The organism is Synechococcus sp. H70.2, assembly GCF_047462275.1.
GTDB lineage: Bacteria > Cyanobacteriota > Cyanobacteriia > Thermostichales > Thermostichaceae > Thermostichus.
Window position 1 is genome coordinate 376,697 of record NZ_JANSIU010000001.1, and the last position, 15,833, is coordinate 392,529.

10 protein-coding genes, 1 other RNA gene and 1 pseudogene are annotated in these 15,833 nt (G+C 59.0%); 6 read left to right on the plus strand and 6 right to left on the minus strand.

The features are described from left to right. Window positions 1-102 precede the first annotated feature (102 nt). On the minus strand, window positions 103-1,779 hold the full coding sequence (locus NW822_RS01840) for an S-layer protein (protein WP_414403321.1): 1,677 nt from the start codon (window positions 1,777-1,779) through the stop codon (window positions 103-105). Window positions 1,780-2,004: 225 nt separating this feature from the next. Here NW822_RS01840 and NW822_RS01845 point away from each other — a divergent pair, with 225 nt between their 5' ends. After that, a complete protein-coding gene (locus NW822_RS01845) occupies window positions 2,005-2,274 on the plus strand; it encodes an indolepyruvate ferredoxin oxidoreductase subunit alpha (RefSeq protein WP_414361976.1) in 270 nt (89 codons plus the stop codon). Here the strand turns inward: NW822_RS01845 and NW822_RS01850 are convergent. Further along, a complete protein-coding gene (locus NW822_RS01850; RefSeq protein WP_414361975.1) occupies window positions 2,236-2,760 on the minus strand; it encodes a hypothetical protein in 525 nt (174 codons plus the stop codon). The genes NW822_RS01845 and NW822_RS01850 overlap by 39 nt on opposite strands. Window positions 2,761-2,878: 118 nt before the next feature. Between NW822_RS01850 and ssrS the strand changes: the two genes are divergently transcribed. Together ssrS and rsmI are read left to right on the plus strand one after the other, a co-directional pair. After that, window positions 2,879-3,065: non-coding RNA, 6S RNA (gene ssrS, locus NW822_RS01855), on the plus strand. A 90-nt stretch (window positions 3,066-3,155) separates the two neighbouring features. Beyond that, a complete protein-coding gene (gene rsmI / locus NW822_RS01860) occupies window positions 3,156-4,073 on the plus strand; it encodes a 16S rRNA (cytidine(1402)-2'-O)-methyltransferase (RefSeq protein WP_414403322.1) in 918 nt (305 codons plus the stop codon). A gap of 267 nt (window positions 4,074-4,340) precedes the next feature. Here the strand turns inward: rsmI and atpD are convergent, their stop codons facing one another. Both atpD and NW822_RS01870 read right to left on the minus strand, forming a co-directional pair. Beyond that, window positions 4,341-5,774: a F0F1 ATP synthase subunit beta gene (gene atpD, locus NW822_RS01865; RefSeq protein ID WP_414361973.1), complete on the minus strand. Its 1,434-nt coding sequence runs from the start codon at window positions 5,772-5,774 to the stop codon at window positions 4,341-4,343. Window positions 5,775-6,015: 241 nt separating this feature from the next. Continuing rightward, window positions 6,016-6,324 (minus strand): gas vesicle protein GvpV, encoded by a 309-nt coding sequence (locus tag NW822_RS01870; RefSeq protein ID WP_414403323.1) that lies wholly within the window; start codon window positions 6,322-6,324, stop codon window positions 6,016-6,018. Between the two features lie 141 nt (window positions 6,325-6,465). Here NW822_RS01870 and NW822_RS01875 point away from each other — a divergent pair, with 141 nt between their 5' ends. Then, window positions 6,466-6,954 carry a pentapeptide repeat-containing protein gene (locus tag NW822_RS01875; RefSeq protein ID WP_414361970.1) on the plus strand — a complete coding sequence of 163 codons (489 nt, stop codon included), beginning with the start codon at window positions 6,466-6,468 and terminating at the stop codon, window positions 6,952-6,954. A gap of 7 nt (window positions 6,955-6,961) precedes the next feature. Here NW822_RS01875 and NW822_RS01880 read toward each other — a convergent pair whose 3' ends face one another. Next, window positions 6,962-7,273, minus strand: coding sequence for a hypothetical protein (locus NW822_RS01880; RefSeq protein ID WP_414403324.1), 312 nt, complete (start codon window positions 7,271-7,273; stop codon window positions 6,962-6,964). A gap of 179 nt (window positions 7,274-7,452) precedes the next feature. On the opposite strand from NW822_RS01880, the gene NW822_RS01885 reads away from it, so the two are divergent. Both NW822_RS01885 and NW822_RS01890 read left to right on the plus strand, forming a co-directional pair. Next, entirely contained in the window at window positions 7,453-8,172 is a 720-nt protein-coding gene (locus NW822_RS01885; RefSeq protein ID WP_414403325.1) for an aldehyde oxygenase (deformylating), read from the plus strand. A 110-nt stretch (window positions 8,173-8,282) separates the two neighbouring features. Beyond that, a complete protein-coding gene (locus tag NW822_RS01890) occupies window positions 8,283-9,308 on the plus strand; it encodes a long-chain acyl-[acyl-carrier-protein] reductase (RefSeq protein WP_414361965.1) in 1,026 nt (341 codons plus the stop codon). Between the two features lie 621 nt (window positions 9,309-9,929). Here the strand turns inward: NW822_RS01890 and NW822_RS01895 are convergent. Then, window positions 9,930-15,749, minus strand: a pseudogene (locus tag NW822_RS01895) (DNA-directed RNA polymerase subunit beta'); the annotation flags it as partial. Window positions 15,750-15,833 lie beyond the last annotated feature (84 nt).

Consider the following 15,833-nt stretch of genomic DNA (forward strand, 5'->3'; position numbering starts at 1 on the left):
CGCTACCGGTTTGTTCAAAATCCTCAGCCCATGGCTGGACCAGCCTATAGCTCCTATTTGCGCTAGTGGGATAAAGTTCTTGCAATACTGCGTAGCAGGTGCTCAAGGAGCAATAGTAATAGGTGAGGGGCTAGTTTGGGTGGTTTTCTGCCCGCCTCGCTCCAAGATTACTTCAATGACGCCGTTGGTAACCGGCTGCATGTTAAGGGGCAGTTGTTGCTGGGTTTCGTAGAGGCCTGGTGCCACCTCTCGCATCTCCACCTCCGGCGTCACCCCAACGATGCGAAAGGCAGCTCTCCCTCCAGGATCCCCTCGCATCGTAACTTTGAGGATCTCGCCTGGGCGCAGGTTGGTGCTGTTGGTGGCGACGCTAAAAATCTGGGGCGGCCCAGCAGCCAAAGGCCGAGAAGCTGGCTGAATGGTGGAGCGGGTCCCTTTAGATCCATCGATGGAGAAAGGAAAGATCTCCCGGTACTCCTGGCTGAGGCCGTCTTTAGTTAACACAACCCGCACAGTGGGGTTGGTGGCCTGGTGGGTGGGAGCCACCACGTAGGTGCCCTCGTAGTGGTGGGGCCGCACCTCCCGCATTGGCTGGTTCAGGGCCAGATTGCCCAGGTCAAATTGGGCCACTCCCCCCGAGTCCCCCCAGATGGCGATGGTGAGGATGTCACCTTCCACCAGGTCGCGCTGGGGATCCAAACGAATAGCCGTGATGCGAGGGGCAAGGCTGGTGGCCACGGGGGTAGGAGTAGCAATAGGTGGCGGAGGGAAGAGGGGCTGCACCGGCGGGGGCGCAACATTGCCCAGGGCCAACTGAGGGAGTCGCCGCTGAACACGGGTCTCCAGCCCGTTGAGGCTGAGTTGAATGCGGAGGTCGGGGCCAAGGGCCCTGTCTTGGGGGCCAAGGGTGTAGACGGCACGGTAATAGCCAGGCTGCACCTCTTCCATGGGCAAGCCACGCACCAGATCGCCAATATCCACCCTGGCCTTGCCATTGGGGGTGCCCCGGGCCTCAACGGTCAAGGTTCCCCCTGGCGGCACCACTCCCGCTTCAGGAATAACTCGTGTTTGCAAGATTTCAGGCTGAACCCTCGTGGCTACCGCTGCAGGGGAAGGACGCAGCTGGGCTACTGGAGGCGGCAGAGGCGGCAGCTTTCCGCGATACACCAGCGCTTGATGCAACAGCACTGCCCCTTCAGCTCGGCTAAGCACTCGGTTGGGCCGCAGCTTGGCGGGATCCGGTACATTCACCACTAGGCCCGCTTCCCCTGCCATGGCCACCAAAGCCCGCCCTACCTCTGGCACCTCAGCAGCATCGGTGTACAGAGCCATCCAGCGCTCAATGTCAGCTGGAGTGGGGGCAGGCAATTGCAGGGCCCGCACCAAAATAGCCAGAGCTTCCAGGTGGGTGAGATCCCCTTGCGGGCGAAACTCGTTGCCTTCGTACAGGCGCATTGCCCCTGCCTGTAGCACCGCCTGGGCTGTCCAATAGTCGGGGGTATTGGGCTCGAGATCGCGAATCTCTTGGACCTGCTTGGGGTTGGGGATGTAGCCGAAAAACTCCGTCAGCCACTGGGCCAGTTCTAGGCGGGTGAGAGGGGCCGACAGCGGCTCCTGAGTAAGCACCAGATCCGTTTCGCGCTCCAACGCCGCCACATAGGCCTCCGTCCAGGCCAGTGAGGCTTGCTGTTGCACGCCTTGGGACCACGTCGGTAGGCTAGCACTCGACCAGGTGAGCACCCAACCTAAGCCTAGCGCCAGGGGCCACGAGCACCGCATGGCTGCCACTCCCGCTTGATTTGGCTTTCCTCAGAGAAAGCTTAGCCCAAACTTCCCCTGTCCCTCTTCACCTTTGCTACTGTTGCAGTTGCGGGGACTACCCATCAAGAGGCCCGTTTTCGCCTAGAATGACAAAACCATCCGCAAGCCACGGACAGAGGGCGGACAGACTTGAGGCTGACTGCCCTGACCAACAGGAGTGAGAATTGCCGGCGGGAGGGATCCATGCCACACACCATTGTTACCGACGTTTGCGAAGGCGTTGCCGACTGTGTGGAGGCTTGCCCTGTTGCCTGTATTCACCCGGGGGATGGCAAAAATGCCAAAGGCACCAACTACTTCTGGATTGACTTTGCCGTCTGCATCGACTGTGGCATCTGTTTACAGGTTTGCCCCATCGAAGGCGCCATCCTCCCCGAGGAAAGACCCGAGCTGCAACGAGTACTTCCTCCCCACCTAGCCCAGAGAAGCCAAGGCGAGGAGGCCGCTGGTTAACCAGTTCAGGGACAGGATCCCTCCCAGAAAGGCCATTGGGATTAGGCCAACTAGACGCCACCACTCCAGATCCAGGGCCACCGCCGCTGCCCGCACCTGCCAGACCGCAAACCACCCTAGCGCCACTAAGCCCAAGAGGGATCCGGCCACCCCGCCCAAAGACTGGGCAGGCCCCAGGAGCAGCCAAGGCAAACCGGCAAAGGCCGTTAGGCAAAGCAGTGCCGCAAAGGAAGGGGCAGCCCGCCCAAAGCAAAAGGCCAGCCCCTGCAACAAAGCTGCTGAGCTTACCCAGCTTAGGGATCCCGCCACGACGGCCAGTACCAAGCTCGGCAAGTTTACCCCAAAGCGGCGAAGGGCCTCGAGGATGTGGAGCAGCGCTACCACCACAAACGCCTGCCAGAGGACAGGCTGCTGTCGCAGCAGGCGAAAGGTACGCTCGGGTAAAAACCAGGCGCCGTAGATGTTGTCCAACAGAGAACCCAGCATGGCTGCCAAAAGGTTGAGCTGTCCCTTATCGTAGCTAAAGGCGGGCCTAGCCTCTCTCCCTGCAAATCCTTGCTAGGTCCTTGACAGATCTAGCCCAGGAATACGGTATGATAGCCAAAGGATACTGAGGCGTTGGTGACTGCCGTTATGTTTTTGCGATCGATACCCTTTGGAAATTAGGACGGGTGTGGATGTGAGAGCAGTAGGCCAAACTTGGTTTGGAAACTATCAATAGTCATCCCCGATGTCCTATCGTGGATTTTCCAGGTCGAAAACAACGGTAAAACGGCGCAAACAGTATCCCTGAGGAGGCCCTCAAAAGAGGGCTTTCTTGCTGCTGAGAGTCGTTTCCAAATTACCAGCCCTTAGCCTGGAGATCCCTTCGGGCCCCGGGAATGGAGCACCCCAGCGCCGCCCTTTACTTGGTGGCTACTCCCATTGGCAACCGCGAAGATATCACCCTACGCGCACTGCGAGTTTTGCAAGAGGTGGACTGGGTGGCTGCGGAAGATACCCGCCATTCTGGTCAGCTTCTTAGCCATTTTCAAATTTCCGCTCGCCTCATTAGCTACCACGAGCACAATGCCAGTCGGCGGATCCCGCAGATCCTCAAGTACCTAGCAGCAGGGCAGTCGGTGGCCCTCATCAGCGATGCCGGTACACCCGCCATCTCCGATCCAGGCCAGGAGTTGGTGCGCGCCTGTATCCAAGCTGGGATCCCGGTGATCCCGGTGCCTGGGCCTGTGGCGGCAGTGGCCGCGTTGACGGCCTCCGGCTTGCCCACCGAACGATTTGTCTTCGAGGGCTTTCTGCCCCTTAAACCCAGGCAGCGCCAGGCACGCCTGCAGCAACTGGCCCAAGAAGAGCGCACCATCGTTCTCTACGAAGCCCCCCACCGCCTGCAGCAGACCTTGCAGGATCTCCTAGTGCACTGCGGCCCCCAGCGGCAGATTGTGCTAGCCCGCGAGCTCACCAAATGGCACGAGTCCTTTTGGCGGGGATCCCTGGCCGCTGCTCTGGAGCACTGCCTTGCCCAGCCGCCGCGGGGAGAATTTACCCTTGTTCTGGAGGGGCGGCCTTCCTTAGAAAAGGGCGAGGAAATCTCCCCCTCCGAAGCAGAAGTGCGCCAGGAGCTGGCTTGCCTGCTGGCTAAGGGCCTGCCCCGCTCCGCCGCCAGCCGACAACTGGCTCAGCGTCTGCAGGGATCCTCTTTCTGGACGCGGCGCCGCCTTTATGAGCTCTCCCTGCAGCTGGAGGATCCCTCCCTAAGCGTCGAGCTTCCTTCTACCAGCAACGAGGAGACAGCCTCCTAAAGCCTGGCGCGCAGGAAGAATCAGCGCCTGGAAGCTGGGGCAGCAGCCGAGAGCCTTCTACTGGGCGGGCTCTTGCTTTTGCTTTGCCGCCCTGCCCTCCAATGACCAGGGAGAAGGGCGCCTACCCAGTCAACGAGCTGGGGCGGCTGATCTCCCCCGCAGCCAAGTCCTGCAGGCCTAGGTACGCCTGTTACGGTACTGCTTCCGGCCTGTGGCCAAGGGTCCCTGGCCCCCCTCCTCTCCCTCCCCTTGGGGAGGGGGAAGGAGTTACTTGGACTTGAGCTTCTCTGCCTTCTCGATGGCCTCCTCGATGGTGCCCACCAGGTAGAAGGCCTGTTCCGGCAGCTCGTCCAGCTCTCCCGAGAGAATGCGCTGGAAGCCCTTGATGGTATCCTCCAACTTCACGTACTTGCCGGGCGAGCCCGTGAACACTTCCGCCACAAAGAAGGGCTGCGACAGGAAACGCTCAATGCGGCGGGCACGGGCCACCACCAGCTTGTCTTCCTCCGAGAGCTCGTCCAGGCCCAAAATAGCAATGATGTCCTGCAGCTCCTTGTAGCGCTGCAGCGTCTGCTTCACTGCCCGGGCTGTGTTGTAGTGCTCTTCCCCCACAATGTCCGCCTGCAAAATTGTGGATGAAGAATCCAGGGGATCCACCGCGGGGTAAATGCCCTTGGCTGCCAAGCTGCGCGACAGCACCACTGTCGAATCCAGGTGGGCAAACGTCGTCGCTGGTGCCGGATCCGTCAAGTCGTCAGCAGGCACATACACCGCCTGCACAGAAGTGATGGATCCCTGCTTGGTGGAGGTAATCCGCTCCTGCAGGTTGCCCATCTCTGTCGCCAAGGTTGGCTGATAGCCCACCGCCGAGGGCATCCGGCCCAACAGCGCCGACACTTCCGAGCCAGCCTGCACAAAGCGGAAGATGTTGTCGATAAACAGCAGCACGTCCTGCTTGTTGACGTCGCGGAAGTACTCGGCCATCGTCAGGGCGGTGAGGCCCACCCGCATGCGGGCACCCGGCGGCTCGTTCATCTGGCCGTAGACCAGCGCCACCTTACTCAGCACCCCAGACTCCTTCATTTCGTTGTAGAGGTCGTTTCCCTCGCGGGTGCGCTCTCCCACACCGGCAAACACTGACAGGCCAGAGTGCTCTTCGGCAATGTTGTGGATTAGCTCCTGGATAAGTACGGTCTTGCCTACACCGGCACCCCCAAACAAGCCTACCTTACCGCCCTTCTTGAAGGGGGCCAGCAGGTCAATGACCTTAATGCCAGTTTCAAGGAGCTCCGGTTTGACACTGAGTTCCACCAAGGGCGGAGCACTGCGGTGGATAGGGGCATACTCCTTAGCTTGTACCGGCCCTCCCTGATCCACCGGCTCTCCCAGCACGTTGAAAATACGGCCCAGGGTGGCCTCACCCACTGGCACAGTAATTGGGGCGCCTGTATCCACCACCGGCATACCCCGCACCAGCCCATCGGTGGAAGACATGGCCACGGCCCGCACGCGGTTATCTCCCAAAAGCTGCTGCACTTCACAGGTAACTTTTACCTTCAGACCACTTTCGGTAGTGGCCTCCACCTTGAGGGCATTGTAGATTTGGGGCAGCTTGCCGCTGGGAAACTCGACGTCAACCACCGGTCCAATGACCTGGGTAATGTAGCCAACGTTGGCTGCAGTGGCAGTAGCACTAACCATGGTTGTGGTTTAGCTCCTTGTTTGCTCAGCTGTAGTTGTGGACTTAGCGATGTTGAATGAGTGGCTCCTAAGCTGGGCGTCGGATCCCGCCAGGGAAAGCCGGGGGCAATTGCCAGACAACTGGTCTGCTGCAGGACCTCGGCCTCACTGCTAGGATCAGCCTACCACTCTCCCTAACCCCCTGTAAGATTGGCTTTCCCAGGTTCAGGCACGCACCTGGCTTGCCCCCCTGCAAACTGGCTCAGTACTCAAAGGTCATGGGTAGGAAGGGCGAGGGAGAAAAGCCGGCAGGATGGGGCTTTGGGGAAGAGGCGGGATCTCGAAAAGCCTCTGCTGCCTGCTGAAAATGCTGCAGCGCTTGTTCAATTTCCTGAAGCCGTGCCTGTATTTGCCCTTGCCGCTCCTGGAGAAACTCCAGTTCCTGATTAAGCCGCTGCTTTTCTAGCGAGAGCTGCTGCATCTCGGCATAGAGGGCAGATTCGGTTTTGCGGCGAGGGATCGAGCGCAACTTTGGCCGAGGTCGGGAGCGGGGCACGCGGGGCAAGTCCATCACAGGAGGTTTGGGACAAGAGGGGGGATGTGCCCATCCTAGCGCGGTTTTGAAGAAGGGGGAGCTGGCTGCGGCAGCTGTATTCTTGGCAGCAACTGTTTCCCCCCCTAAGATCCGACTTGTCGGGTGTGGAAAAGGGGAATGGTTGAGAGCGTAACGGAACTGCTGCAACGCTACAGCAGGGGTGAGCGCGATTTCAGCAACAGCCAACTGCCAGGAGCTGACTTGACTGGCGCGGAGCTACCTGGGATTGACTTAGGGGGGGCCCTCCTCCAGCAAGCCAAGCTAGCGGGGGCTAACCTGGAGCGGGCCTACCTTAGCGGCGCCGATCTTAGCCAGGCCGATCTGCAGGGATCCAACCTGCGCCTGGCCAACCTGGAGAAAGCCAAGTTGCCAGGATCCCAATTGCAAAGAGCCAACCTGCGCGGCGCCAACCTGACTGCAGCCGATCTAAGTGGCGCCGATCTTAGCCAGGCCGACCTGGCGGGGGCCAACCTCAGCAGTGCCAATCTCAAAGGGGCTAACCTCAGCGGCTGCAAGCTGAAACTGGCTAACCTGCGCGGAGCCTGCTACAACCCTGCTACCCAACTGGAAGCAGATACTGAGGAACTGGGCATGGTTTCTGCCTAGCCTCTCGCTAGTCTTCCTGCGGCTCTAGATCCAAAATCTCTTCGATCTCAGCGTCTGTGTAGCCCACTGCCCGCAGCTTCTCCGCCACCACTGCAATCTCCGGCGCCGACAGATCGTGCTGGCGCACCCGATCCCAAAGATTGGCCACAATCTGGAGCAGCAAGCGACTGCTCTCTGGCTCGAACAGCTCAAAAGACGTTGCCAACTCGATTGCCTGCAACACCTCCTCGGCACTGCCAATTGGCTGATCGAGGGATTGTTCCTCCAGCTCCACCAGCAACTGGCGCAACTGCTGCAGGCCATCCCCAAGAGCAGACATACCACAGGCCCCCCAACACCACTTGAGCACTCACCCTAACAGGCTTGTCTCCTCATCCGACAAATTCCGTGCCACCTAAGGCTATCCTGAGTAGAGGAACAATTGGGTGGCAAGCCCTAGGATTGCTGGCTGGCAAACGGTTCCCAGCAATCTACGACGACAAAAGGAGATGCATGCGTATGGCCCCAGCGAACGTCCTGCCCAACACCTCTCCCTCCCCTGCCGATGGGATAGACTACAGCAGCCCACGGTATCGGCAGGCCTACTCCCGTATCAACGGCATTGTTATCGAAGGGGAACAGGAAGCCCATAACAACTACCTTAAGCTGGCCGAAATGCTGCCGGAAGCTGCAGAGGAGCTGCGCAAGTTGGCCAAGATGGAACTGCGCCACATGAAGGGCTTCCAAGCCTGTGGCAAAAATCTGCAGGTAGAACCCGAGAGGGAGTTTGCCCGTGCTTTCTTTGCCCCCTTGCGGAATAATTTCCAAAAAGCGGCAGCAGCTGCAGACTTGGTTACTTGCTTGGTTATTCAGTCGCTAATCATCGAGTGCTTTGCCATTGCTGCCTACAACATCTACCTCCCAGTTGCCGATGAGTTTGCCCGCAAGATTACGGAAGGGGTAGTCAAGGACGAATATTTCCACCTTAATTTTGGCGAGCGCTGGCTGGGCGAAAACTTTGCTGAGGTCAAAGCCCAAATTGAAGCGGCCAACGCCCAAAATCTGCCCCTGGTCTGGCAGATGCTGCAGCAGGTGAATGAAGACATAGAAGCTATCTACATGGATCGCGAGGCCATTGTGGAGGACTTCCTCATTGCCTATGGCGAAGCGCTGGCCAACATTGGCTTTAGCACGCGCGAGGTGATGCGCCTCTCAGCCCAGGGTCTGCGGGCTGCTTGACCCGCCTCTACTCTGCCTGCCGATGGGGTGTCTGGCCTAGCTGGAGCGCTCCCTACTCTTGCTGGGACATGTTTTGATGGGATCCGGATGGAAGAAGTGAGTGAGCGTCTATGTTTGGCCTGATCGGGCACTTGACTAGCCTGGCCAACGCAAAGCAGGTGGCAGACAAGCTGGGGTATGCCGAATATGCGGAAAGTGACCTGGAATTTTGGTGTATGGCTCCACCTCAAGTGGTGGATGAGATTGTAGTTACCAGTATCACTGGCCAGAAAATTTATGGTCAGTACGTTGAATCCTGTTTCCTACCGGAAATGCTGGCTGGGGGTCGAGTAAAGGCGGCCTGTCGTAAAGTTTTAAATGCCATGGCCCTAGCGCAGCGGCGGGGCCTCAATATCACTGCGCTAGGCGGGTTTAGCAGCATTATCTTTGAGAATTTTCGCCTCGAAACCCTCAAGCGGGTGCGCAACGTTGACCTGGAGATCCGGCGCTTCACCACTGGCAACACCCACACCGCTTACATTATTTGTCAACAATTGCAGGCGGCAGCCCAGCGCTACGCTATGGACTTGGCTGCTGCCACAGTTGCCGTGGTGGGAGCTACCGGCGATATCGGCAGTGCCATTTGTCAGTGGCTGGTGAACTGCACTTCAGTAGCCAAGCTGTTGCTCATAGCCCGCGAGCGGCGACGCCTAGAAGAACTGCAGGCCACCCTCAAAAAAGGGGAGATCTCTTCCCTAGAAGAGGCCTTGCCGCGCGCCGACTTCATTGTCTGGGTGGCCAGCATGAGCCAGGGGGTAACCCTCGATCCCCAAGTGTTGCCGGATCCCTGCGTCATCATCGACGGCGGCTATCCCAAAAACATCGCCTCTCGGTTGCAGCGCAAGGGGTTATATGTCATCGACGGTGGCATGGTGGAACACGCGCTGGATATTGAGTGGAATATCATGCAATTTTTGAATGTGGCCAACCCCGCCCGTCACCTCTTTGCCTGCTTTGCCGAGGCAATGCTGCTGGAGTTCGAGGGTCTGCACACCAATTTCAGTTGGGGCCGCAACCTCATTACTTTGGAGAAACTAGAGCTCATTGGGCAATTGTCGCGCAAGCACGGCTTTCGCCCTCTCCTGCCGGCAGCTTAGGCTCAAGGTTAAAAAAACGACGCGGAAGCGCTTCTTTACCACTCACCTTTGGCAGATTGGCAGCAGGATGCCGACTTTGCTTAAGCCCGTTCTGAAGAGTCTGAGCGGGTGGTGAGCTTCTTGAACTTTGCCCTGAGAGCCATTGCGGCTAAGCGCAGCCTGTCCAGAACCCAGCCCTTGAGGGCAGGGCGGAAAAGCTCGCTCAGGTTGCTGTTCCCAGGCGAGTCCCTAAAACGGTGGCAAGCGTCCGGGAGATACTAACGTCTCAGCCAGTCCGTCCCGCTAAGGGGCTTTGCCTCAAGGGACTGTCTAGAGGCATCTTGCCAGTGCCTTTACAAGTTCGTTGTTGAACTGCGTAAGAATCCCCCGCCTTTAGGCGGTGGGAATGTTTTGGCCTTGGCTGCTGTGGATCCCTACGAGGTGGTGTTGCCCTGCTTTTGGCTCTACCGCAAGGTGGGGTCTGCCCAACAACCCCTATGCGGGCAAAGCAAACAGGCCATTGACCTCTGGGAAACCTGGCAGCCCCCAACCCCGAAGGGAAAAACAGGCCACCTTCTGGGGAGCCATCCCTCCTTGCCAAGTTAGCAGGAGGGACAGCAACCGCAACTTAGGTGGCCTCGCTTACTCTTCTTCTTCCTCCTCTTCTGTTGGCTCGTCAATAGGGGTGGAGTCGTCGATGAGTTGGTCATCCTCTAGGACCACGCGGCGTGGTACCCCCGGCAGGACTACGGGATGCTCTTCCTCCTCAGGAGGCTCCGGCTCTGGCACTACCTCCTGGTAGGTGCTAAAGCCTGTACCTGCCGGGATCAGGCGGCCGATGATGACGTTCTCCTTCAGGCCCCGCAACCAGTCGGATCTGCCCTCAATGGCTGCCTCAGTGAGCACCCGCGTGGTTTCCTGGAAGCTGGCTGCTGAGATGAAGCTATCGGTATTCAAGCTGGCCTTGGTGATCCCCAGGAGGACGGGTGTGTACTTGGCCGGCGCCCCTCCACTGAGCGCTAGGGAGGCATTTTCTTGCTGGATTTGCCGCAACTCTACCAGCTCACCCGGTAACAGGACGGTGTCACCGCTGTCGTCCACCCGCACTTTAGAGGTCATCTGGCGTACCACAATCTCAATGTGCTTGTCGGCAATTTCTACCCCCTGCGAGCGGTAGACATTCTGCACCTCGTTGACGAGGAAGCGCTGTACCTCCCGCAGGGCCAGCCGCGCCGCTTGGTCATCTCCCAGGGTCTGGCGGTAGTACTCGAAGTAGATCTCCAGAAGATCGTGGGGGTTGGCAGGGCCGTCAGTTAGGGGATCCCCTACCCCCACTGGCTGGCCGTCAACCACCACCAAGCTCTGCCCTGGCAGCACAGAATAGGGAGTAACCGTGCCATCGGCCTCGATGACCCTTAGATCCGGCTCTTCTCCCTGCCAGCTTAGCTGCACGATGCCGGGTCGCTTGGCCAAGACACACATTTCCTTGGGCTTGCGAGCCTCTAACAGCTCCTCCACCCGCGGCAGCCCCTGGATGATGTCGCCGGTCTTGGCCCGCTCAAAGATGAGGATGGCTAGGGCATCTCCCCGCTGCACGAGATCTCCATCCCGCACCTGGAGGATGGCACCTGCGGAAACCAGGTAGGGCCGCGCCAGCCGCAGCACCAGGTGCCCCTCCGCAATTTGCATCACTTGGCCCGACTCAGGAGCAGGGATCCCTGGCGCCAGCTCGTCTCCAGCTCGCACTAGCGCTCCCACCTCGACCCTAGCGGGTCCGTTTAAGGGCACCGTCAGCAGATCGTCGTCGGTAATGACTAGCACCCGCCGCACTACCTCGGTGCCCTGGCGGATCCCTTGCACAATCCCGGCTTTTTTGGCCTGGATCTCGGTGCGGGCGATAACTCCTCCTTTGCCAACAGTGTCTCCTTGATTGACCAGCAGCCGGGTGTGGGTACTCCCCTGGGTGAGATCTGCCTCCACATCGGGGCGCAGCACCAAGGTTTCCAGAATCACCAGTTGCAGGCGGCGGATACTGGGATCCTTCTCATCCTGGATGAGCTCAATATCAGCCTTCAGCTGCGGGGCGTCAGTATCGATCTCCAACACCAATTGTGTGCGCAGCAATTCCACTGGACCCACCGACTTGACCCGCTCCCCGTCCTTAAAGGGAACCCGCTGTACAGCCCGCAGGCGAATGGAGCGACCAGACTCACTCGTGGACTCCTGGGTGGGCACCACAGGTCGATCGGGAATTTCATACTCGTACACCGGGCGCAGGAGGACGGCAGGTCCTTCGGGGGTTTCCACCTGCTCCAGATAGACCAGTCGGTCAGGAACAATGCTGCTAAGCAGCTTTTGACCCGGCTGGATGAAGGTTCCAGTGGGGATTTCCAAGTCAGCGGGATCCTCCACCAAATGCAGAGATCCAGGCTTGATGATGATTTCCCGGAGGATGTCGTTTTTCTGGATAACCTCAACTACACCGGCATTTTGGCAGAAAATGTCCTTCACCACCTCAGTGCCGGCTTCCACGTACTGGCCATCCTCGACGTTTAAGAGAGAGATGTCCTTATTCACCTCGTGGGTCTCCTCCGGGATCCACAGCAGGGTGCCGCCGCGGATGACCTCGTAGCCCTGCTTTGCTCTGCCCCGCCGAGCTACCTCAATGCCAGCAAACTTGGCCAAGCCCCCCGTTTGACTGCGGAAGTGGTTGTCGATTAGCTCTGCCACCACCTCGTCGTTGCCGACTTTGGTACCTGGCGTGGCTTTGAGGACAAAAGTCTGGCCGCTGGGGGTGTCTAGCAAAAATTGCTCCCGGCCCTGGTGAGATTCCACCCGCACCCGCGCCTCGTGGAGCACCACGGCCGCATTGATAATCTCCACCTCCCGTCCACCTTTGATGTCGCTGCACTCTGGCAGGCGCACCATACCGCCATGCTCAGTTACTAGGGAGGTTTCGGCAATCACATCCCCCGGCTGCACCCGATCCCCGTTTTTCACCACTGGCTCGGCGCCCGGAGGCAGGTTGTACACCTGGCCAGACAGAACCCAGATCAGCCCTTGCCGCTGGGCAGTGGAGGTAGTGTTGCCCTGGCGGTCGGTTTTTTCCTCAATAGGCAGGTCAGCAAAGCGAATTTCCCCCGCCAAATCGGCTACTACCTCCTTCTGGGCTTTTTCGGTGCTCTTGCGCACGGCCTTGGCTACAGCCACTTCCCCAATTAACTGATTCCGCTGCACCTGCGCCCCATCTCGCACCAGCAGGGTGGATCCCTGGGTTAGATCGAAGACTTCCCGCTGTCCATCCGGTCCCTCCAGGACAATTTGGTTATTGACCTCCACCTGGAGGGCGTCATCACCGTGGCGGGTGCGGAAGGGGCGGGTGCGCAGATTCTTCGGGAAGCGCACCACACCGGCAAAGGGGGCGCGAATTTGGCGAGCCACCTCCCCTGTAAACACCCCCCCCGTATGGAAGGTGCGCATGGTCAACTGGGTGCCCGGCTCTCCAATCGATTGCGCAGCAATGATCCCGACCGCCTCACCCAGATCCACCAGACGGGAATGGGCCAGGCTCCAGCCGTAGCACATGCGGCACACCGAGCGGTTGGCTTCACAGGTGAGGGGAGAACGCACCATCACCTGCTGGATGCCGGCCTCCACAATGGCTTTGGCTAAATCGTGATCTACATCTTGGTTGCGGCGGGCAATGATCTCCTGGGTTTGCGGATGCACCACATCTTGGGCTAGCACCCGCCCCACCAAGCGCTCCTCCAGGGGCACCACGACCTTGTCTCCATCCATCAAAGCCTGCAGCGGGATCCCCTGGTCCGTGCCGCAGTCCACCTCTCGCACAATCACGTCCTGGCAGACATCCACCAAGCGGCGAGTGAGGTAGCCAGAGTCGGCAGTACGCAGCGCTGTGTCCACCAAGCCCTTGCGCGCCCCGTAGGAGGAGATGATGTATTCGGTAACGGTTAAGCCCTCGCGGAAATTGGCTTTAATGGGCAAGTCAATGATCTCCCCCTGGGGATTGGCCATGAGGCCGCGCATGCCCACCAACTGCCGCACTTGCGAGACATTGCCCCTCGCCCCCGAGTTGGCCATCATGTAGACCGAGTTGAGAGGATCGTTCTGGCGGAAGTTGTTGAGCATCTCCTCCTTAATTTGCTCATTGACTTGGTTCCAAGTGTCGATGACCTTTTGATAGCGCTCCACCTCCGTAATCTCGCCGCGGATAAAGCGCTCTGTGGCTGCCTCGATCTCTGCTTCTGCCTGGGCCAACAGCTTCCGCTTGCTGGGCGGGATGCGTAGGTCTTCAATGCTGATGGAGACAGCAGCTTGGGTGGCGTACCTGAAGCCCAGCGTTTTCAGGGCATCCGCCATCTGGGCTGTGCGGGCAGTGCCGTAGCGGGCAAAGGCCCAGGCAATGAGGTTGTGCAGCTCTTTTTTACCGATTTGATAGTTGCGAAAGGGAACAGGAGGCGGCGGGGTCTCGGTCCTAGAGCCAGGAGCAGGCCGCCGCATCCAGCTGGGAGAAATTTGTCCTTTTTCGCTCATGGTGCCTCGCTAGAAAAGGGGGAATTACGCCGACAGAATGTCCTGCACCGTCTTGTTAAAGATGATCCGACCCGGTGTAGTGCGAATGTATTGACTAATGACGTTGCCCTCTTGGTCCTCGCGAATGCGACGGTAGTTGGTAATCTTGAGTCGGGTGCCGCCTGGTTCCTCGATAATCTGGGGCTCTGACTCTTTTTCTCCTTTGCCCAACTCCATGGGGCCGCTGTAGCGCACCCAGATTTTGCTGTGCAGACCAATGATGCCGCGGTCGTAGGCAATGAGGGCATCCTCCAGGCTGGCAAAATAGCGGTCGTTAATCTCAGGCGCCTCGGGGTTGTCCACGGTCAGGTAGTAGCAGCCCAACACCATGTCTTGGGTAGGGGTAATGATGGGGGCACCGGTGGCGGGGGAGAGGATATTGTTGGTGGCCAACATCAGCAGGCGCGCCTCCGCCTGGGCTTCCAAGGATAAGGGCACATGCACGGCCATCTGGTCGCCATCAAAGTCAGCGTTGAAAGCTGGACAGACCAGGGGGTGGAGCTGAATCGCCCTCCCCTCCACTAGAACCGGCTCAAAGGCTTGGATCCCGAGGCGGTGCAATGTTGGAGCGCGGTTGAGCAAAACTGGGTGGCCGTCAATGACCTCCTCCAGGACATCCCAAACCTGCGGGTCATTGCTTTGGATGAGCTTTTTGGCGGCTCTGATGTTGTTGACGATGTTCCGCTTGATCAACTTGTGGATGACAAAGGGTTGGAACAGCTCGATGGCCATCTCTTTGGGCAGGCCGCACTGGTGCATGCGCAGGTTGGGCCCCACCACAATTACCGAGCGCCCAGAATAATCCACGCGCTTGCCAAGCAGGTTTTGCCGGAAGCGCCCCTGTTTGCCCTCGATGATGTCTGAGAGAGACTTGAGGGGACGATTGTTAGCCCCCACCACCATGCGCCCCCGCCTCCCATTGTCAATGAGGGCATCTACCGCCTCCTGTAGCATGCGCTTTTCGTTGCGCACAATGATCTCTGGCGCCATGATCTCCTGCAGGCGCGCCAGGCGGTTGTTGCGATTAATCACGCGGCGATAGAGGTCGTTGAGGTCACTGGTGGCAAAACGGCCCCCATCCAACTGCACCATTGGGCGCAGATCGGGTGGGATGACGGGTAGCACCCGCAGCACCATCCACTCAGGCCGAGCTCCAGTGGCAATGAAGTTGTTGATAACCCGCAACCGCTTAATCAGGCGCGCCCGCTTCTGGCCGCGGGCAGTAGCAATTTCCTCCCGCAACTGCTCCGCTTCTTTTTCTAGATCAATGTCTTTGAGCAGGCGTTCGATAGCTTCCGCCCCAATCATGGCCCAGTTTTCCGGCAGCTGCAGCTGGGATCCCTCCTCGTACATCTGATCCTCAATCTCGAGGTATTGGTCCTCAGTCAGCAGCTGCTTGTAGGAGAGGTTGGGGGCATTGCCCGGATCCACCACGACGTAGGCGTTAAAGTACACCACCTGCTCCACGTCGCGCAGCGGCATGTCCAGCAGCGTGGCAATATAGCTGGGGATCCCCTTCAAGTACCAAACGTGGGTAACCGGAGCGGCCAGCTTGATGTAGCCCATGCGGTAGCGGCGCACTCGCGACTCCGTCACTTCCACCCCACAGCGTTCGCAAACAATGCCGCGGTGCCGCACGCGCTTGTACTTGCCACAGTGGCACTCCCAGTCCTTAACTGGCCCAAAGATGCGCTCACAAAAGAGGCCATCCATCTCCGGCTTGAGGGTCCGGTAGTTGATGGTCTCTGGCTTGGTGACCTCTCCCACCACTTGGCCATTGGGTAGCGTGCGCTGGCACCACTCCATAATTCGCTCTGGAGAGGCCAACCCAATCTTGATGTAGTCAAAGCGCTGCTCTGTTCTGGCCATTGCCATTTCTCCTGACTTGCTGCCCTAGCACCTGGACAGGAAGGAGAGAGGGATCATCCCCCTCCTTCCTCAGTTGGCTGGGAC